Genomic DNA, 19506 nt, shown 5'->3' on the forward strand with positions numbered 1-19506 from the left:
CATTGGGACATTGTATAGTCGGCTCCAGCGACACCCACTCTCCGGCGGCTAGGCCGCTATGATGCGCCAGACCCTTCTTCTGATCCCGATCCTGATCGCCGGCTGCGGCGAAAAGGCTACGAAGCCGCCTGAGCCGCCCGCTCATGCGGAGACGATCGCGCATGAGAGCGAACTGTTGAAACTCACCCTCACATCCCAGGCTCAGCAGCGTCTCGGCATCGCGCTGGTGCGGGTGGGCGGAGGAACGGCCTCCGCCACGCGCGAGGTCGCCGGCGAGATCGTCGTGCCGCCGATCAGCGCCAATGGCGTGCCGGTCAATTCGACAACCAACCTCCAGCAGATCGGCAGCCAGCAGGCGGCGGCCGACGCCGAACTGGCGCGCGCTACGGCACAGGCGAGGCTGGCGAGGATCGCGCTCGACCGGGCGGAAAGCCTGGTGCGCGAGGAAGCCGGCAGTGTGCGTGCCCGCGATGAAGCTGCGGCTGCGCTGGCGGCGGCGCAGGCGGCGCTCGGCGCTGCCCGGCAGCAACGTCGGCTGCTCGGGCCGGCGGTCGCTTCGCTCGGCTCGCAGCCCGTCCTATGGGTTCGCGCATCGGTGTTCGGCAGCGACATGGGCGATATGCGCCGTGCTGACAGCGCGACGGTCCGCACCCTCGGCGATGGTGGCGTTCCCCGCGCTGCCCACCCGGTTCAGGCGCCGCCTTCGGCCAACACCGTCTCGGGCACGGTCGACCTTTATTACGCCGTCGACAATCGCGACCGCGCCTTCCGCGTCGGCCAGCGGGTCGCGGTGGACCTGCCGTTCGCCGGGCAGACCGAGGGATTGTCGGTACCGTCTGCTGCGATCCTTCGTGATATTCATGGCGGCGAGTGGATCTATCAGAAGACCGCGCCCGACACCTTCGTCCGCCAGCGTGTGGAGGTGGCATCGGAGAGCGGCGGACGGGCGCTGTTGGCGCGCGGACTGTCCACTGGGGCGCAGGTCGTGACCAATGGCGCGGCGGAGCTGTTCGGCACCGAGTTCGGGGCGGCGCACTGATGCTCGGCCGGCTCGTCCATTTCGCGCTGGCGCAGCGCATCCTCGTCCTCGCGCTCGCCGCGCTGTTGGTGATCCTCGGCGTTCGCGCAGGGCGCGACGTGCCGCTCGACGTATTTCCCGAGTTCGCACCGCCGATGGTGGAAATCCAGACCGAGGCACCGGGCCTGTCGACCGAGGAAGTCGAGAGCCTGGTCACGGTGCCGATCGAGACTGCGGTCAACGGCGTGCCCGGGCTGATGACGCTGCGATCCAAGTCGGTGCTGGGCCTGTCGTCGGTGCAGATCCTGTTCGAGCGCGGGTCCGACGTGATCCGCGCACGGCAGATGGTCGGCGAGCGTATCGCGCAGGTGCAGCCGCGGCTGCCGCTCGCGGCGCGGCAGCCGGTCCTGATGCCGCCCTTGTCCTCCACGAGCCGCGCGATGAAGGTCGGGCTATCGTCGACGAAGCTCGACCAGATGCAATTGTCCGAGCTGGTGCGCTGGACGATCCGCCCGCGGCTGATGGCCGTTCCCGGCGTCGCGAACGTCGCGGTCTGGGGCCAGCGCGATCGGCAGTTGCAGGTGCTCGTCGATCCCGACCGGCTGCGCGCGGCCGGGGTGACGCTGGCGGAGGTACGCGCGGCAGCGGGGGACGCGGTGCTGGTTGGGGGTGGCGGCTTCGTCGACACGCCCAACCAGCGCCTCGCCGTCCAGCAGACGGGCACCGTCCAGACCGCGGCCGAGCTGGCACAGGCAGTCGTCAGGCAGGGAGGCGAAGCGCCGGTCAGGATCGGCAACGTCGCCCGCGTGGTCGATGGCTTCAATGCGCCGATCGGCAACGCCATCATCGACGACGGCCCAGGCATCATGCTGATCGTCGAGAAGCAGCCGACCGCCAATACGCTGGAGCTGACCCGCGCGGTCGAGGCCGCGTTCGCCGAGCTGAAGCCGGGTCTCAAGAACGTCAAGGTCGACACGACCATCTTCCGCCCGGCGACATTCATCGAGCGTTCGATCGACAATCTCACCCGCGCGCTGATGATCGGCTGCGCGCTGGTGGCGGCGGTGCTGTTCCTGTTCACCCGCGACTGGCGGCAGGCAACAATCAGCCTCGTCGCGATCCCGCTGTCGCTGCTCGGCGCGGGGCTGATGCTGCTGTGGTCGGGCGCGACGATCAACGTGATGATTATTGCCGGGCTCGTCATCGCGCTGGGCGAGGTGGTCGACGATGCGATCATCGACGTGGAGAATATCGCACGGCGGCTGCGTCTGAACCGCGAGGCGGCCGATCCCAAGCCGGCCTTCGCGGTGGTGCTGGCTGCCTCGCTGGAGGTGCGCTCGGCGGTCGTCTTCGCCTCGCTGATCGTGATGCTGGTGTTCGTGCCCATCTTCTTCCTGGGCGGAGTTGCCGGCACCTTCTTCCAGCCACTCGCCATTGCCTATGTGCTGGCGATCGGCATGTCGCTGCTGGTCGCGCTGACCGTCACGCCCGCCATGTGTCTGCTACTCCTGCCGAATGCGCCGCTGACCGAGGAGCGCGACACCCGCATCGTGGCCGCACTGAAGCGCCGCTATGTCGGCTTTCTGCCGCGCGTTGTCGGACGGCCAGCGCTGGCAGTAGGGATCGTCGCGGGTGGGCTGCTGCTGGCGGGTGTCGGCTATGCGACCTTCAAGGACCAGTTCCTGCCCGACTTCCGCGAAACCGATTTCCTGATGCACTTCGTCGAGAAGCCGGGGACGTCGATCGAGGCGATGGACCGGATCACGATCCGCGCGTCGAAGGAGCTGCGCAGCATCCCCGGCGTCCGCAACTTCGGCGCGCATATCGGTCGCGCCGAACAGGCCGACGAGGTGGTCGGCCCCAACTTCACCGAACTCTGGATCAGCCTGGACGAGAATGCCGATTACGATGCGTCGGTGAAGCGCATCAAGGAGGTGGTCGAGGGCTATCCCGGCCTCTATCGCGACGTGCTCACCTATTTGCGCGAGCGGATCAAGGAGGTGCTGACCGGCGCGGGCGCGACGATCGTCGTGCGCATCTACGGCCCGGATCAGGCGGAGCTGCGCGCGGCCGGTGCCCGTGTCCGCGAGGCGATCGGCGGCATCCCGGGCGTGTCCGACCTGAAGCTGGAATCCCAAGTGCTGGTGCCGCAAATCCGCATCCGGCCGCGCGCGGGCGAACTGGCGCGGTTCGGCCTGACCGCGGGCGAGGTCCGCCGGCAGGCGCAGGTGCTCGTCGCGCAGGCCAAGGTCGGTGAAATCTACCGCGACCAGCGTGCCTTCGACGTGGCAATCTGGGGCGAGCCCGCCGTGCGTAACAGCGTCCACGCCTTGCGCGACCTGATGATCCAGGTGCCCGCTCCCGGCAATGCGGCCGCCGGGGCGCCGGTGCGGCTCGGCGACATCGCCGATATCGAGATCGCGCCCGCACCTAACGAAGTGAAGCGCGAGAACGGCCAGCGCCGGCTCGACGTGACGCTGAACGTCGCTGGCGCGGACTTGGGCACGGTCGCGCAGGCGGTTGATGCCGCGGTTGCGAAGGTGCCCTTCGCGACCGGCTACCATCCGCAGGTACTGGGCGAGTATGCCGCATTGAAGGAGTCGCGCAGCCGCCTCTGGAGCATCGGTGCGCTGTGCCTCGTCGGCATCCTGCTGCTGGTGTGGATGGAGTTCCGCTCGCGCCGGATCACCGCGCTGGTCGGTGTCAGCCTGCCGTTCGCGCTGGTAGGCGGGGTGGTCGCCGTCGCCGTCACCGGCGGGGTGCTGTCGCTTGGCTCGCTGGTCGGCTTCGTCACCGTCATCGGCATCGCCGCGCGCAACGGCATCATGCTCTTGTCGCACTACCGGCATCTCGAACGGCACGAGGGCATGACGTTCGGGCGCGAGCTGGTGCTGCGTGGCGCGGAAGAGCGACTGGTGCCGATCCTGATGACCGCCGCCTGCGCGGGACTGGCACTGGTGCCGCTGATCGTCGCGGGCAACGCGCCAGGGCACGAGATCGAGCATCCGATGGCGATCGTGATCCTCGGCGGCCTTATCTCGTCGACCGCGCTCAACCTGCTGCTGCTGCCCGCGCTCTATGCCCGCTATGGCGAGGACCGCACCGTGCCGCCTGCCACCGCAGGCAAGGAGGCGCTGGCATGATCCGTCGCCTTCTTCCCGCCGTTGCGCTGCTCGCCTCCGCGTGCATGAGCGTGCCCGCACCTCCGCCGACGATCGCCCCGCCTAGCGCGACGGGCGAATTCGCCCGGCTTCCCGTCGCGTCGATCGCGCCGGTGCCGGATGACTGGTGGCAGCTCTACGACGATCCCGTCCTCGACGGACTGGTGCGATCGGCGCTGGCCGCCAATGCCGATCTGCGCGTGGCCTACGCCAATTTGGACGGTGCGCGCGCCGCTTTGCGGCAGGCACGGGCGGTGCGGCTGCCCCAGACGACGATCGAAAGCGCGCTGGGGGTCGACAACCCCGCCTCGCAACCGAGCGCGTCGGGCAACGTGCCGACGACGGACTATGATATTGCCGCGACGGCGAGCTGGGATCTCGATCTGTTCGGCCGGCTGCGATCGGCCGCGACCGCGGCGGGCGCGGATGCCGAAGCGCAGGCCGCCGTCGTCGACGGCTTGCGCGTTGCCGTGGTGGCCGACACGGTGCTGGCCTATGTCGACCTGTGCGGATCGACCCGCGCCATCGCGACCGCGCGCGAAGTCGCGGCGGCACAGGACCGGTCGGTCGCGCTCGTGCGCGAACAGTTTCGGGCGGGCGAAGTGTCGCCGCTGGAAGTATCACAGGTCGCGACCATTGCCGCTGCCACTCGCGCGGCCATCGCGCCGTTCGAGGCGCAGCGGGCGAACGCGCTGTATCGGCTCGCGACGCTGCAGGGACGCCCCCCAGCGGAAGCGCGTGCTTATGCCTTCACCTGCACCGCCGCGCCGCGCCTTAAGACTGCCGCACCGATCGGCGACGGTACCGCGCTGTTGCTCCGGCGCCCTGACGTCCGCGGGGCGGAGCGACGCCTTGCCGCAGCTGCGGCGCGAATCGGGGTGGCGCGGGCGGACCTCTACCCGCGCGTCAATCTGGGGGGAGCGATCGGATTGCTGTCGGGCGGGATTAAGGCCGTCGCATCGCCGCTCGTCAGCTGGGCGTTCCCCAATCAGGCGCCCGCCCGCGCTCGCCTGGAGCAAGCCCGCGCGACCGAGCGCGCGGCGCTCGCCGGATGGGACGTGGCCGTGCTCCGTGCTCTGCGCGAGGTAGAGACGGCGCTGGCGGCCTATGATGCTGAGACGCGCCGCAACCTCGATCTGGCGACCGCCTCGCGTGAGGCGCAGGCATACGCGCGGCGGGCCGGTGCGCGGGTCCGCCTCGGCGACGCGCCCGGCCTGCTTCAGGTCGATGCGCAGCGCGCCACCGCGTCGGCGACGCTGCAACAGGTCCAGTCCGATCTGGCGGTGTCGCAGAATGAGGTGGCGCTGTTCCGTGCGCTGGGCGGCGGTTGGCGAACCGACGCCGGCAAGCGATAACCGGGCGATGCGGATATTGATCGTCGAGGATGATGCCGACACCCGCGCCTTCGTGGCGCAGGGGCTGGGCCAGGCCGGGCACCAGGTTGCGGTCAGCGCCGATGGCCGGGATGGCCTGTTCCAGGCGACCGGGGGCGGGTTCGACGCGATCGTGGTCGACCGGATGCTGCCAGGCCTCGACGGCCTCGCCTTGGTCAGGGCGCTGAGGGCGGCCGGCGACGCGACGCCGGTCCTGATGCTGACCGCGGTGGGCGGGATCGCGGATCGCGTGGAGGGACTAGAGGGCGGCGCCGACGATTATCTCGTCAAGCCGTTCGCCTTTTCCGAGCTGGCCGCACGCCTCAATGCGCTGGCGCGCCGGCCGGCACCGCGCGGCGGCGACGCGCACCTGCTCCGGGTCGGCGACATCGTGCTCGACCTGCATCGTCGCACGGTGGAACGGGCCGGACGGCGTGTGACCCTGCAACCGCGCGAGTTCGCGCTGCTGGCCGAGCTGATGCGCAACCCCCGCCGGGTGATGACGCGGACCATGCTGCTCGAACGCGTCTGGGACTTCGACTTCGATCCCAGGACCAACATCGTCGAGACGCATCTGAGCCGGCTGCGCTCCAAGCTCAACGCCGGGTTCGACGTGGACGCGATCGAGACGGTGCGCGGGGCGGGCTACATGATCCGGGACGCGTGACGATGATCCGCCGCCTGTGGCGATCCACCTTCGGCATCGTCGTGCTGGTCGCGCTGGCCTTCGCCGCGGCGACGCTCGCGATCGGCGCGGTCGCCTATGAGGTGACGCACGAGGCGCTGGAGGAACAGCTCGACCACCGCGTCGCAGTGGAAACGCGCGCGCTCGCTGCGGAGGCGAGCGAAGCGGGAATGGCGGGGGTGGCCGAAGCCATCCGCCTGCGCGAGGATGCGCGGAACGAAGCCAGTCTCGACTATCTGCTGGTCGACCGCAACGGGCGTACGGTCGCCGCCACCATCGCCCCGCTCGCGCCGCCCGAACCCGGCTACCAGGAGCATTTCGGCTTTCGCCGCGGCGATACCACCGGCGTCGGCCAGGCCCTCGCCACGCCCTTGGCCGGTGGGCTTCTCGTCGTCGTCGCCGATCGTCGCGACCTGAACGCGATCGACAGCACGCTGGCGGCGCTGTTTGCCGGAGCGCTGGGCGCGGTGCTGGCGCTGGGGATTGGCGCGGCGGTACTGGTCGGATGGCTGACGCGACGCCGCCTGTCACGGATCGATGCCACGGCGCAGGCAATCATCGCTGGCGACCTGACGCAGCGAGTGCCGCGCGACAGGTCCGACAGCGAGTTCGATCGCCTTGCCGCGACGCTCAACCGGATGCTCGACCGCATGGCGGCGCTGATGGACAATCTACGGCAGGTCTCGACCGACGTTGCGCACGACCTGCGCACGCCGCTCACCCGCCTGTGCAATCAGCTCGATCGCGCAGCGGCCGGCGATGCGGAGGCGATCGATGCCGCCCGCCGGCAAGCCGACGACCTGTTGGAGATCTTCGCCGCATTGCTCCGTATCGCCGAGGTGGAAGGACTGGCGGAACGCCGCGCGTTCGCCGCGATCGACCTGTCGGCGCTGCTTGACGATATGGCGGAGACGTACCGCCCCGACTTCGAAGCCACCGGTCATCACCTCGCGACCGATGTCGCTCCCGGTCTTCGCATCGAAGGCGACCGTCGCCTGCTCGCGCAGGCGCTATCGAATCTGCTGGAGAACACGCTGCGCCATACCCCGGCCGGCACAACGGCAACGCTGTCCGCCCGAACGACGCGAGATGCGATCGAGGTGACGCTGAAGGACGACGGACCAGGCGTTTCTCACGCCGACGCGGAGCGCCTGTTCCAGCGCTTCGCCCGCGCGGAAACGTCGCGCACCACCGATGGGCACGGGCTTGGCCTCGCGCTGGTCCGTGCGATCGCTGTCGGGCATGGCGGCAATGCGTTTCTGTCGGAAAGCGGAGGCGGGTTCGGCGTCATCATTCGGCTCGCGAGCGATCGATAAGGATGATCCCGACTCTCAAGGTTTCTCGAAACCCCTTCAGAACCGAGTTTTGGGAACGACCGGACTTTCCCATTTTATCATCGAATTTCGGGAAAGGCAGCGTCAGCCCACCGCGATCTCGAACGTCGGTGCGTATGTGACCGGAGAGTTCACCGAGCGGGCAATGAAGCAGTAACGGTGAACCTCATGGTGGATCGCCTCTGCTTGTCGAATGTCAGTACCTAACCCATCAGCGTGGACCTCACCTACGCCAAGCGGATCATCGGTGTAGCGATGGACCACGATCTTGGCGGTGCTGGCGAGGTGTAGATACCAGAGCATATGACAGCTCGACAACGAGGCCAGAAGAAGGTCTTCCGGATTTGGCAGGGTCGGATCGCCACCCAGAAGGGGATCGTTTGAACAATGGATGGTTGGCTTACCGGGCGTCACCACGTCCCAGGTGCGATCGTAGCCACGATAGGTTCGGGTGCCGTCCCCACGATTGCCGGTCCAGCCGATGCGGCAGGTATATTCGTGTTCCTTAGCCAACTCGCTTCACCCCTTGTCGAACGTAATCGCCCTTGCCGGAGCAATAGCAGGGCTTTCGGCTGGGAACATTGGTCGAGAGGGCCGGCGCGTTCTCATAAGGATCGCTTTCCAGTAAGGTGGGAGCGACAGGTGTATGCGCATCACGGTGCCCATGTACCTGGCGCTGCATCTTCCGGCGGTGCTGGCGTGGGTGCTGGCACCTCGGAAAGTCGCTCTTGCCGTTCGCGCATGCGTAGCTGGCTCTTTGCGGCATCGTCTTCCATCAACCGGCTCAATCGTGCTTCGGTGTCGCGATCGGGCGCGTCCGAGGCATCGGATGGCGCTGATTGTGGTGCTGTGGGTGATGGTGCCACGATGGGTGAGCGATCCGCCCCGGGAACGACCTTGACCGCATCGTCCGCAGGCGGTCGCGTCGCATCCGTGGAATCCCACCAGAGCCAGGCGCTTCCGACCGCCACGGCGGTGGCGGTGGCTGCGCCTGCGATCAGGAAGCGACGTCGATCGACAGCGATGTCCATGGCACGGATCGTCCTTTCGGGCCGGACGCGGGGCCCCCGCGTCCGGCCCCGGGTTCAGCAGAGGTTGGCGGTGTAGGTGTTGAAGTCGGTGTGATACTTGCGGTGTAGATAGTCGCCCATCACGTCCCAGACGATATAGTCCGGTCTGGTCAGCGAGTTCGCGGCAAAATCGGCCTTCGCCTGCCTAGCTGCCATGTTGAACGGCGCCGCCGCGACATTGGTCGACTGGAACGAGTAGAGTTTGCACACGCCGTTGACCAGCCGTCCGGCATCGGGGTTGGGAACGATGGTCATCGTCTTTCGACCATGGGCGTGCGCCCAGCTGATCGCATCACCGGCCGCGGCCCTCGCGCCGGGCTTGTCGGCCGGCACGCTGGCGCTGACGATCGGCATTTTCGCCGCATCGGCATGCTGCGCCTGCGCATCCGCCCAGCATTGCAGATACTGGTCGGGCGTCAGCCGCGTCTGAAAGGCATTGATGCCGGCGTCATCGTCCTCGTCGATGTCGAGTTCGCCATCGTTGATCTGCGGGATGATGTTGAGGCCGGTGAGATTATTGGCTTTCGCATAGACGTAGCATGTGTCGGCGCCGTTGTATGAAAACTGCGTCGTGTTGTACAACGCCTTGCTCGCGAAGAATTTCAGATAGAACAGATGACCAAGATTGTTCTTCTTGATGATCCCAGCCGCCAGCTTGAAGATCGTCGGATCCTGAACGTCGAGGACGATCATGAAGTTGGGATCGTTCAGAACCTGTGCACGAAATGACTTGAGATTGTAGATGAGCGAGTCGAGATTCTGCAGGTGCGACACGTCTCCGGTAACGGTAGAATTGTGAATCAGGCGTGCGTTGCGGCCATAGTTTTTGAGCTCGACGTTGGTCCAGAAATTGTAGTTGTGCGCCGAGAAATGGATTGCCGATGGCGCCGATTGCAGACCCAACGCAACATCAACCGCATTCATCCCGCCATTGGCATTGTCTGCAACGGTCGCGCGATTGGAGATCATGTCGTGCGTGACTAGCACGGTATTGTCGCTGCTCAGCCGCAGGTCGAGTTCGACTCCGCGCATCCCGAGATCATGCGCGCGAACCACGGCATAAAAGGAATTCTCCGCGAGCGTCTGGTTGGTGTCGGTGTCGTGGTAGACCCCGCGATGGGCGATCACCTCCGAGGCGGATACCGCGGTCGGCACCACGGCGGACGCGAACGCCGCCAGCGCGACGACGAAACTTCGCAATCTCATCATGCATAAGTCCTTTCATGGGTCTGATGGTGTCGGAGGGTCCGCATGTCGGCACGGCACCGCCATGTGCCTGCGGTCCACCCACGTCTGGCGCTAAGTGGAGTGAAAATATTGCGAGCGCCGGCGCAATGCCTGGAACGGATCAGCCGTCGTTGATGAAGACCGAGGGCGGCGGGACGGGTGCCGAGGACGGTGACAGCAGAGCGCCAGTGTCGCGATCGTAGCGGAAGACCTCATGCACCGCGTCGGTATCGACGGTCAGCATGCCCGCAGCGAGGTCGTCCGCCACCGTGATCCGTCGTGGTGCGACGCCTGGACAGGCGACGCTCGCGCCCGCCGCGAAGCCGCCATTGCCCAGCGGCCGGATCAGGCACGGCGCCGCACCGGCGCGGCCGAGTTCCAGCCACCCCTCCGGCGTGATGCGATGGGTGTAGATCGCCCGTCCGTCGGGTGCGATCGTCGTGAACGACTGACCGCGGTCGAACCGCTGCTGCGGTGCGCCCAACCCCTTCACCCCGACGACATTGTGGCTCAGCAGGCCATCGTCCCCGATGTAATAATGGCCGATCTGCGTTCCGGTGTTGTCAGGCCACCGCAGATGCATGTGCATGTGCGGTGGGGCATCGCGGTGGTCGTGCGGCGCGTTGGTGTCGAAGCCCATGATCTGGATACGGCCGAGGTGTTCACGCTCCACCCATTCACCCAGGCCCAGTTCGCGAACCACCTCGCGCTGCGCGAATTCGAGCGCATTGGCAGCGGCGCGTGGCACGGCAGGGAACGGACCCTGCGCATAGACACCGGCGCGGCGCGCAGGGTCGGCATGCTCGAAGCGCAGCACCATCCCCGGCTCGACGATGTGCGTCGCGACCTCCGCAGCGGTGATCGCCTCGGTCGCCACCGGCGGGAGGGCAACAACGAGTCGCTCGCCCTCCCGCCGGAACGGGACGTCGCCGCCCTCCAGGATCACGCGGCGGACATTGGCGGCACCCCGGTCGAAGCCGAGTTCGAGCGTGCGCATCCGCGGGATCGACAGCGCGACGACCGTCTCGCGATCATTGTCGGCATTCCAGTTCGCATCCGTGACCGGCGAGCAGGTGGCGCAGGTCGCGGGATCGAACCGCACCCCCGCGCCGGCGCCGTGCTTGACGAATTTAAGCACCACGCGCACCTGGTCGCCGGTTCTCTGCGCCGCAACGGGCGAGGCGACGCCGAGCATCACGAGCACCGCCGCGGCCAGTCCCGTCGCCCTCACAGCTTCGGCTTCCACGACAGGCCGAGCCAGAAGGTGCGCCCGACCGGAAAGAAGTAATTGACGAGGCCGCGGTCGATGCCCTGACGGACAATGAACGCTTCCTTGGTCAGATTCTGGACCTGGCCAACCAGTTCGACGCCGGGCCGCAGCGTGGCGCGCGCCTGCACGTCGAGCTGCTGGCGGGGTTCCTGATACAGGTCGCGCGTCGGGGTGTCGCCATCGACCGACTGCACCGCACGACCGATCCGGTTGTAGGAGGCGCGTAGTTCGATCGGGCCGGTCACGTAGAAGGTGGTGAGATTGGCGATATAGTCGGGCTGCTGAATCAGCCCGCTGCTGCGCCGTACCGCGGGGAGGCCGGAGGCTACGCCCGCCGCGCTCACCGGCTGATTGAACGAGCCGTCGAGCAGCGTGAAGTTGGCGTTGATGCCAAGCCCGGGCACGAAGGCGATCCTGTCGAGCGTGTAGCTGAGCTCCAGCCCCTTGACCCGCGCGCGCGCCGCGTTGCGCGGCGTGCTGACGAAGACCGTCTGATAGGTCGTACCCTGGAAAACGGTGGCCGGTCCCTGCTGGGTCGACGTGAAGATCTCGTTGCGGATGTCCTTGGCGAAGCCCGCGACCGAAATCAGCCCCGCACCGCCCAGATACCATTCGTAGGACAGATCGTAATTCCATGCCTCGCGCGGCTTGAGGTTCGGATTGCCGGTGCTGACGGTGAGCGTGCCGTCGGTGCCGACGCCGAAGGTGGTGCGGGCGGCATACTGGCCGTAATCGGGCCGGCCGATCGTCTTCGACACGCCCGCGCGCAGTCGCATGCCGTCGCCGAGTTCGAGGGTCGCGAGCGCGGACGGCAACCAGAAGTGATAGCCTGTGTTGCGCCGGACGGGTTCATAGGCCGTCGCGCCCTTCGCGGTCGGCGCCTGGTTGGTATCGACGATCAGGCCGGTATCGTCGTAGCGGACGCCGGCCTGCACGTCGAAGCGCTCGGCGCGGAACACGCCCTGGACATAGCCCGCCTTCACCGTTTCCAGATCGTGGAAATCGTCGGCGAAATTATTGGCGCGCTGGTCGGTCGCGATGAACAGCGACCGGCCGGCGTCGAACCGTTGCCAGGCGGCGTCGCGGTTCACCAGCAGATAGGGCGCGCCCGGCGTCTCGTAGGTAGCGGGCCTCTGCGGATAGAGGATGCCGCTCAGCGTGCCGAACGCCGCCTGGTTCGCCGCGCTGCCGGGGACATATTCGAGATAGCGCTGATCGTAGGACAGGTCGGTCCGCGTCACCGCGGCGCCCACGTTGACACCGAGGCCGCGATCGTCCGCACCGGCATTGTAGCCGAGGTTCACCTTGACGAAGTCGGTCGTCGAATCGAGATCGCGGTTGATGTCGCGGAAATACAGCGCGTGATAGGCATCCGGGCTGGCCGCGGTGACGAGATCGTTGAGCGTCAGGCGGGGCCGGCCATCGACGAGCTGATAGGCATAGCCGAAAGCGGCCGAATAGCCGTTGGATGCGACACCGGCGCGGGGATTGGCGTCGTATTTTATCATCTGACGGTTTTCGCGGTACGTCGCCTTCGACCGCGCGAGCGTCGTGTCGAGGATCAGTCCATCGCCGAAGTCGTGTCGGCCCTTGGCATCGATCAGCCAGGTGTTGCGCGTCACCGGCTGATAGGTCAGCCCCTGCTGGGTATCGCCCTGCGCGAACCGGCCACTGGTCGGCGTGACCGCGGTCGGCGCACCGGTCGCGAGCGTCAGCGCCTCGTAACGGGTTTCGGTGTCGGTATCGTGGTAATAGCCACCGAACAGCGACAGCTGCGTCGCTTCGTCCGGGCGCCATTCCAGCTTCAGGTTGCCCGACAGGCGGGTGCGCAGGTTTTCGAAGAAATAATCCTGGTTGCGCACCGGCGCGATCGCGCCGGTCGACAGGCCGGGAAAGGCGGTACGGACACCGGCCGCAGTGAAGTAGCTCCATCCCGCGCCGGCGGTGTCACCCGGCAATTCCGCCCGTGCGGTCGATGGCAGGCGCTGGTACTCGACCGACGCGACGACGCCGAACTGCTCGTTTGGGCCGAACAGCGTCGAGGCGGTGGCGTCGGTGCGGATCGCTGCGCCTCCGCCGCGCACCAGCTTGCCGGCGGTATCGTTATAGCCGCCATTGGCGTTGACGACGAAGAATCGCTTGCCGTTCTGGTCGAATGCGCTTTTGGAGACGATGTTGATCTGACCACCGAGCGCGTGCGGGTCGTATTGCGCGCTGACGCTCTTGATCGCCTCGATCCGCGCGACCAGCGATGCAGGCAGCATGTCGAGGCGCGCGCCACGAAAGATCCAGTCGGGCGAGGCGAGCGGAATGCCGTCGATCGTGACCAGATTGTAGCGCGGATCGAGGCCGCGGATCGTCGCGCGCTGATAGATGTCGCGGTTTTTGGTCGGATCGGCACCGCCGACGACGGAGATGCCGGTAATCCGGCGGCTCGCCTCGACGATGTTGAGATCGGGCAGACGGCCCACATCGTCCTGCGACACTGCATCGAGGATGACGGCCGCATCCTTCTTGGCCTTGGTCGCCGAGCGCTGCGAGGCACGGAAGCCTGTGACGACGATGTCCCCCTGATCGTCCGTGCTCTCCTTTTCGGGTGCCGCCGCAGCCTGTTGCGCCAGCGCACGGCCCGGCATGGCCATGCCCCCGATCACACCCATCGCTGCTGCCAGCAGCATCGCTCGACTCGAAAATTTCACTTCAATCCCCCTATACGCCTTAATATATATCGCGCTGTATGTTATTAATTTGACACTTCAAAGACGGTGCTTCTAAGTCTTGATGCGGACGGCAAACGGAGATGCCCTGAAGGTGGAGACGAACGACTATCGATTGACCCCGCGCGCGCGTCGGGTGCTCGCCCTGGTGCGGCGAAAGGGAAGCATGTCGCGATCGGACCTTATCCGCGATACGGGACTGTCGGGCACTGCGGTGTTCCGGGCGACCGAGGAACTCGAAGCGGCGGGCTTGCTGCGTAGCGGCGAAACCGTTGCTCAGGGGCGCGGCCAGCCGAGCGCGACGATGTACATCGTCGCCGATGCGGCGTTCAGCCTCGGCCTGTCGGTGATGACCGATCGCGCCGACGTGGTGCTGCTCGACCTCGCCGGTACGGTGCGTGCGCGGCGCGACCTCAGCGTCCCCGGCATGAGGCGAGCCGCGATCCTCGATGCGGTCGCGGCGTTCACGGCCGAACAGCCGATGCGCGACAGGATCGTCGGGATCGGCATCGCCATCGCCGGATTTTTCACCGCCCCGGGGATCATCAACTCAAGCGCAGAGCTGGACGATTGGGCGCTGATCGACCTTGCCGACGCGGCGGGAAGACGGCTTGGCATGCCGGCGATGGTCGAGAACATCGCCAGCGCCGCAGCCATTGGCGAGCGGCTTTTGGGAGCGGGCGTCGATCATGCAAGCTTCTGCTACGTCAACGTCGCGGCAGGCTTCGGCGCCGGGCTGGTCGATGACGGACAGCTGACGCGCGGACGCCATGGCAATGCGGGTGAGATCGCCGGCATGTTCCACTTCGCTGGTCGGGCAACCCCCAATCTGGCGGATCTACACGACACGCTCGCCCGGCATGGCGTCGCCTGCGACAGCATATCCGACATCGTGACGCGGTTCGACCCGGCGTGGCCGGGTGCCGATGCCTGGCTGGCGGCGCACCAATCCTCGTTCGCGTGGTTGTTCCAGATGCTGCGCTACACGCTCGATTGCGAAGCGATCGTGCTGGGCGGACGGCTGCCACGCCCCCTGGCGCAGCGCATCGTCGACGACATGGTCTGGCCAGAGCTCAGCCTGCCGTCGCGGCGCGGGGTGCGGGCACCATCGACCCAGCTGATCGTGGCTGCGCTTGATCCTGAACTGTCCGCGCCGTTAGGGGCGGCGTCATTGGTTCTGCATCGCGCGATGTTCGACTGAGGCGTCGTTCACCCAGCGCCAGCAGCAGGCCGCCCAGCGTGATCAGCAGCAGTGCGGCGACCATCGTCAGTGATCGCAACATCCCGGGCGTCGCGAGGACAGTGCGATAGGGCGCGCCATGGAGCGCGTGACCCAGCCACAGCATCGCAAGGCCCTGCGTAGTCTTCGACACGGCGGTAAGCGACACGATGCGCTGGAGATTGGCCGACTGATCGTTACCGCGGATCGCCGCGTCCCAGACCATCAGCCACAATCCGCCACTTGCGATACCGAAGCCGAGGCCAGCGACTGCGACGCCGACCCCGCCAGCGCGCAGCGGGCCGGCGATGGCGAACGCGGCCACGAGCGCGCATCCGCCAGCCAGCAATGGTGGCATATGGGGGGATAGCCGGTGGCCGGCGACCGCCCAAAAGGGCTGGCACAGGATCGCGCCCAGCGACGCCCAGATCATGATGCCGATGCCCGCCCCGCCATAGGCGGCGGCATAGGGCTCCATGGCGCGGAACATCGTACTGCCGGCCGTCGCCGCGCAGGCGATGGAGAGGACAAACGCGCCGGGCAAGGCGGCGCGCCGGCCGGGATAGGGCGCTTCAGGCGTCGCGGGGGCCGCGATGCCGCGCGCTGTTGCAAGATGGCGGGCGCTGACCACGGCTGCCCAGGCGACGATCGCCGCCCATGCGGCATGCGGTAGCGCGCTGCCCTTTTGCGCCAGCAACAGCGGCGCGGCGATAGCGGCGACCAGCAGGCTGGCGGATCCCCCGCAGACGTTGCGCGCGGCTAGCAAACGCATTCGCGATGCCGGGTCCGGCGCCAGCAATGGCACTAGCGCGTTCTGCGGCACATCCATCCGCGAGAAGGCGATGCGGAACCCGACCAGCGTGACGAGCGCTGCGCCCAGCCGGATCGATACGGGCAGGAATGGCGTGGCGCAGAACAGCAGGAAGAACAGGCCAACCGGGCCAGCCGCGGCGCCCTGCCGGCGCATCACGATCGCCGGCGTCTGCATGTGGGCACCGATCCTCCAGCCGATCGTGACGTCGGACGCCGCATTGACGAAGAGCGATCCGGCGATGACCGTGCCCATCGACCGCGGTGGCAACGCACACGTCTCAGTCAGAAAGAAGGCGAAGAGCAGACCGCTGGCATGCCACAGAACGCTTTTGCAGAAATGCGCGACCAGATAGCTACGACATTTCATGTCCAGCGCCCTTATGCCGTATCGCCTTCCAAGATTGGCCATTCTCCTTGATAGACAGGCGACATGACTTTGGCATGACGTCCAATCGTCCCAGATCGCGCCTCATAGAAGCGCTATCCACGGCCCTCGAGTAATCGCAGATGCGTGTTCGAAACCAATCGATCCTAGCGCTGGACGCCATACGGGACGATCAACGGAAACGCCGAATCCTCGCGCAACTCGCGGCAAAGCGCGTCGACCGGACTTTCCCCCGCCGCGATCTTACCACCGGTCTGCACGAGCCGCTTAAATCGATCAGGTCGCTTTGTGACCGATGCGATTGAGACTTCGCCTGATATGCCGCCCTCGCCTTCCGACAAACTGCCAAAATCGCCTCAGTCCGAATTCTCGTTTTCCGGTAAAACACGGTATTCGAGAACGTATCGCTATTCCGGAAACACCATCGTTTGTGAGGCGGTCGCCAGCTGCGGACCGCAGTGCGCTAACCCCGCCTCGCCGGGCCCTCATAAGGCGGAGACGAAATGCAGCTCGCCAACCTTCATTGGAGCCTCTTCGGTGCCGTTTGATAGGGTGCCGTATGGTCTTCCGTGGCTAGGACTCCAAGCGGACTAGGGGGTTAATCGGGCCGGAATTTAGACGTTCCTTTTGAGCGCAAATCGGACCGGCCTAATTACGAACGCGGAGGGTATACCCTAAACGCACCAGTTATGGCTCAGGCGGTGTGAACCCATAGAGACAGCACGACGTGATGTGCGTTAAAGGCCAAGAGTTAGGCTTTGGAAAAGCTATCCAACGGAAGCTGGGGTATCGCCGCCTTCAACGGAAGGCGTAGGTGAGGCAGATAGGTCTTCAGACTGATCTATTGTCAATGAAGCGAGGGCTTTCTCAATGGCGCTGCCGGTGATGATGTGATTTTGACCCTCATCGAGGTTTGAGATGAGAGATAAGGTCAATGCCTCAGCTTCGAGGTAAGTAGGTTGGGTGAGACTTCGACCGAAGTAGTGTGCCAGCACGCTTATAGCCAGCAAGCGTGGGCCACTGCCGGCATAGCCCCAAGCCCATGTTGAGGGTGTGTCAATTAGGTCCCAGCGCGCGTCTATCGCACGAGCGATGGGATCCGAGGAGGAGCGGGCAAACACAGCCTTAGCCTCGGCAAACCCCACAACATTCTTCTGTTTTGTTAGATTGACGTTTATGAGGTGGTACTCCGCCTCAATGTCTCTTGGCTTATTAGCCGTACGGTAAGTGAAAAACCTCCGAAGCTCATTCCAAGCTTTTTGTGTGAACCTACTGTAATGAAGCTCATTGATTTTTGCCATACCGGCCTCGATCCGGCGAACTGTCTCCCTAACTGAAATCCTAAACTGACTTTTATCGTCATCTTTTGTTATTGAGAATATTTTGAAGCCTTGATTCGAGCTGTCGGGAAGGTCCATGACGTCGCGGGAGGACAGAAAATATCGAACTGGCTCTTCATCCTGATCACGGGTGTGAAGCATTACAAAATAATGAGGTCTCGGCTTGTCATCATCTATGGCCTGACCGAGCTCGAGGGCCACGCTTCGCCCAGGCTGAAAATACTTTGATTGAACGATAGCGAAGTTGGGACCGGATACCTCGCGCCGTCTAAGGTCATGCGGATCTTTTGCAAAAGGCTCGAGCAGGAGGTCGATACCGTCCCTATCGATGTTGTAACGGGCAATAGCAAAAGAGCTGCCGAGGACGCCTTCGGCGAGGCTTTCACCAGCAGCTCCGTTAGCCTGAATGACACTTTGACGATCGCGTTTGGTCAACCCACCTACCTCTTCGCTCTATGTACGAACTGTCGTAGCTTAACGCTGCTTGCCGCTATCGGGGGTATCATCAAGCCGTTGATTAAGGCTCTTAACGTCGATCGACATAACACCTCGTTCTGTGGCTATCAGTGCAGTTTGCCCGTTTGCTACGATCGCAACGCCTTTAACACCGTTTCCCCATCTGGGGCACGCTGAACAGTTATTCTTAATGAGGGCTTTTATTTCAGCATGTTTCGCTTTTCCGGCATCACTGGCCACTTTTGGATAGCGATAGACGCCAGCCCAAAGCATACCAACTAGCCAAGGAATTACCAGAACCAGCGAAATTATTAGATAGATGCGCCCAAAAACGTCACCGGCTTTCTTGATCCGCTTATACACCAACGGCAACTTGCGACCTAGGGTCCTTTCCAGCGCCCACTCAAACGCGAGTGCGGCAAAGGCAATAGTTATCACCAAAGGGATGCCGTAAATTATTATTAAGACCCATAATTCGGTGTTGTCTCTTAGAACGCGATATCCCGCTGCGGTAACAACGGAGTCTGAAAGACCTATTACGCCTTCCGGAAGCCAAAACGCTCTGAAAAGAGCATCATAGTAGGTCTGGCCCGCATTGAATATCCATGCCTTCAGGACGGCACCGCCACCGACGAGGTTAATCAAACCTGCTGCAAGGGCAGTCAATGACAGACCTATGCGGGGGCGAATAGGTGGTTCGTCAGCTTGGACATCCGAGCGCCGAGCCTCACTAACCTTTGGTCGATCTATTTCTACCGCTTTGGTCATAGATCCGGCTATCTTTCGAAATTGACAGGGCTGTTCAAGGTCATCAGCTGGGACGGATATGGTGCAACTACGTCGATCAGATCTTCCCAGGCGGCAGTGAGCCAACGATCGTAATCATCATCATGCAAGATTACAGGCATAGCCTTCGGATGGATCGGAGCGACGATTGAGTTGGGTTCAGTAGTTAAAAAACCATAGGCATTGCCGCGCTCAGTGGGTCGCCAGATGCCGGCAAAGGCAAAGATCGGCCGACTAGGCACGTCGAACCAGTGCAACGGCTTCTTGCCATCTTCGCCAGGAGCTAACCCGTACTCGGAGAATGATGTCACCGGCACGAGGCAGCGCCGCGCCGGCGTGGTTAGCATCGACCGCCAGAAGCTTGAGGTAAGGTTCCGGACATTGGTCACGTACTTTGTCAGCTTCGTCGCGGGATCGCGTTTGCTCGGAATCTGGGTGGGCACTCCCCATTCCATGCGCTCGATCCGCCGATCGTCGCCATCCTGCAGGACGACGGCGCCGTAGAACGGCGTCTTCTTTCCAGTGGGAAAGATATCGCCTGCCGGAAACGTCTCATCGACCTCAAAGGGAGGGCGGATGCCGAAAGTCGCGGCCACCTCGGCCTGCTTCGCCGTCAGCCTGTATCTATTACACATCCGCACCTCCTATCGGC

The 19506-nt window shown here is 64.8% G+C and carries 14 protein-coding genes and 1 pseudogene; 6 read left to right on the forward strand and 9 right to left on the reverse strand.

Translation table 11 applies throughout. The features are described from left to right. The first annotated feature begins 61 nt into the window (after positions 1-61). From ACU5AX_RS18340 to ACU5AX_RS18360, 5 genes are read left to right on the forward strand one after another with little or no spacing between them, the layout of a single operon-like run. The gene (locus ACU5AX_RS18340) at positions 62-1039 is read left to right on the forward strand and encodes an efflux RND transporter periplasmic adaptor subunit (RefSeq protein WP_446692005.1); all 978 of its coding nucleotides are present in this window, start codon (positions 62-64) and stop codon (positions 1037-1039) included. After that, on the forward strand, positions 1039-4161 hold the full coding sequence (locus tag ACU5AX_RS18345; protein WP_446692006.1) for an efflux RND transporter permease subunit: 3123 nt from the start codon (positions 1039-1041) through the stop codon (positions 4159-4161). Before ACU5AX_RS18340 ends, ACU5AX_RS18345 begins: the two co-directional genes overlap by 1 nt. After that, on the forward strand, positions 4158-5534 hold the full coding sequence (locus ACU5AX_RS18350; protein ID WP_446692007.1) for an efflux transporter outer membrane subunit: 1377 nt from the start codon (positions 4158-4160) through the stop codon (positions 5532-5534). Before ACU5AX_RS18345 ends, ACU5AX_RS18350 begins: the two co-directional genes overlap by 4 nt. Before the next feature lie 7 nt (positions 5535-5541). After that, complete coding sequence (locus tag ACU5AX_RS18355) at positions 5542-6219, forward strand: response regulator transcription factor (protein WP_125994304.1); 678 nt, start codon at positions 5542-5544, stop codon at positions 6217-6219. Positions 6220-6221: 2 nt separating this feature from the next. Beyond that, the gene (locus ACU5AX_RS18360; protein WP_446692105.1) at positions 6222-7553 is read left to right on the forward strand and encodes a sensor histidine kinase; all 1332 of its coding nucleotides are present in this window, start codon (positions 6222-6224) and stop codon (positions 7551-7553) included. A gap of 102 nt (positions 7554-7655) precedes the next feature. On the opposite strand, the gene ACU5AX_RS18365 is transcribed toward ACU5AX_RS18360, so the two are convergent. From ACU5AX_RS18365 to ACU5AX_RS18385, 5 genes are all read right to left on the reverse strand, one after another. Next, positions 7656-8084, reverse strand: coding sequence for an OsmC family protein (locus ACU5AX_RS18365; protein WP_446692008.1), 429 nt, complete (start codon positions 8082-8084; stop codon positions 7656-7658). A gap of 140 nt (positions 8085-8224) precedes the next feature. Next, entirely contained in the window at positions 8225-8602 is a 378-nt protein-coding gene (locus tag ACU5AX_RS18370) for a hypothetical protein (RefSeq protein ID WP_446692009.1), read from the reverse strand. Between the two features lie 54 nt (positions 8603-8656). Continuing rightward, complete coding sequence (locus ACU5AX_RS18375; RefSeq protein ID WP_446692010.1) at positions 8657-9850, reverse strand: glycerophosphodiester phosphodiesterase family protein; 1194 nt, start codon at positions 9848-9850, stop codon at positions 8657-8659. 139 nt (positions 9851-9989) lie between these two features. After that, on the reverse strand, positions 9990-11099 hold the full coding sequence (locus tag ACU5AX_RS18380) for a hypothetical protein (protein ID WP_446692011.1): 1110 nt from the start codon (positions 11097-11099) through the stop codon (positions 9990-9992). Beyond that, positions 11096-13816, reverse strand: a complete 2721-nt coding sequence (locus tag ACU5AX_RS18385; protein WP_446692012.1) for a TonB-dependent receptor — start codon at positions 13814-13816, stop codon at positions 11096-11098. Before ACU5AX_RS18385 ends, ACU5AX_RS18380 begins: the two co-directional genes overlap by 4 nt. Before the next feature lie 103 nt (positions 13817-13919). Here ACU5AX_RS18385 and ACU5AX_RS18390 point away from each other — a divergent pair. After that, positions 13920-14633 (forward strand): annotated as a pseudogene (locus ACU5AX_RS18390) (ROK family protein); the annotation flags it as partial. 295 nt (positions 14634-14928) lie between these two features. On the opposite strand, the gene ACU5AX_RS18395 reads toward ACU5AX_RS18390, so the two are convergent. The 4 genes from ACU5AX_RS18395 to ACU5AX_RS18410 form a co-directional block, all read right to left on the reverse strand. Further along, positions 14929-16254 carry an MFS transporter gene (locus tag ACU5AX_RS18395; RefSeq protein WP_446692013.1) on the reverse strand — a complete coding sequence of 442 codons (1326 nt, stop codon included), beginning with the start codon at positions 16252-16254 and terminating at the stop codon, positions 14929-14931. A 785-nt stretch (positions 16255-17039) separates the two neighbouring features. After that, positions 17040-18047, reverse strand: a complete 1008-nt coding sequence (locus ACU5AX_RS18400; protein WP_446692014.1) for a DUF6166 domain-containing protein — start codon at positions 18045-18047, stop codon at positions 17040-17042. Between the two features lie 39 nt (positions 18048-18086). After that, positions 18087-18836, reverse strand: a complete 750-nt coding sequence (locus ACU5AX_RS18405; protein WP_446692015.1) for a hypothetical protein — start codon at positions 18834-18836, stop codon at positions 18087-18089. A gap of 8 nt (positions 18837-18844) precedes the next feature. Beyond that, positions 18845-19489 carry an SOS response-associated peptidase gene (locus ACU5AX_RS18410; protein ID WP_446692016.1) on the reverse strand — a complete coding sequence of 215 codons (645 nt, stop codon included), beginning with the start codon at positions 19487-19489 and terminating at the stop codon, positions 18845-18847. Positions 19490-19506: the final 17 nt, after the last annotated feature.

The sequence above is a fragment of the Sphingomonas benefaciens genome, assembly GCF_052907485.1.

Coding starts and splice junctions, on each gene's coding strand:
- ACU5AX_RS18410 (WP_446692016.1), bottom strand. CDS start 19,489: ATGTGTAATAGATACAGGCTGACGGCGAAGCAGGCCGAGGTGGCCGCG.
- ACU5AX_RS18350 (WP_446692007.1), top strand. CDS start 4,158: ATGATCCGTCGCCTTCTTCCCGCCGTTGCGCTGCTCGCCTCCGCGTGC.
- ACU5AX_RS18370 (WP_446692009.1), bottom strand. CDS start 8,602: ATGGACATCGCTGTCGATCGACGTCGCTTCCTGATCGCAGGCGCAGCC.
- ACU5AX_RS18345 (WP_446692006.1), top strand. CDS start 1,039: ATGCTCGGCCGGCTCGTCCATTTCGCGCTGGCGCAGCGCATCCTCGTC.
- ACU5AX_RS18385 (WP_446692012.1), bottom strand. CDS start 13,816: ATGCTGCTGGCAGCAGCGATGGGTGTGATCGGGGGCATGGCCATGCCG.
- ACU5AX_RS18405 (WP_446692015.1), bottom strand. CDS start 18,836: ATGACCAAAGCGGTAGAAATAGATCGACCAAAGGTTAGTGAGGCTCGG.
- ACU5AX_RS18375 (WP_446692010.1), bottom strand. CDS start 9,850: ATGATGAGATTGCGAAGTTTCGTCGTCGCGCTGGCGGCGTTCGCGTCC.
- ACU5AX_RS18360 (WP_446692105.1), top strand. CDS start 6,222: ATGATCCGCCGCCTGTGGCGATCCACCTTCGGCATCGTCGTGCTGGTC.
- ACU5AX_RS18355 (WP_125994304.1), top strand. CDS start 5,542: ATGCGGATATTGATCGTCGAGGATGATGCCGACACCCGCGCCTTCGTG.
- ACU5AX_RS18395 (WP_446692013.1), bottom strand. CDS start 16,254: ATGAAATGTCGTAGCTATCTGGTCGCGCATTTCTGCAAAAGCGTTCTG.
- ACU5AX_RS18340 (WP_446692005.1), top strand. CDS start 62: ATGCGCCAGACCCTTCTTCTGATCCCGATCCTGATCGCCGGCTGCGGC.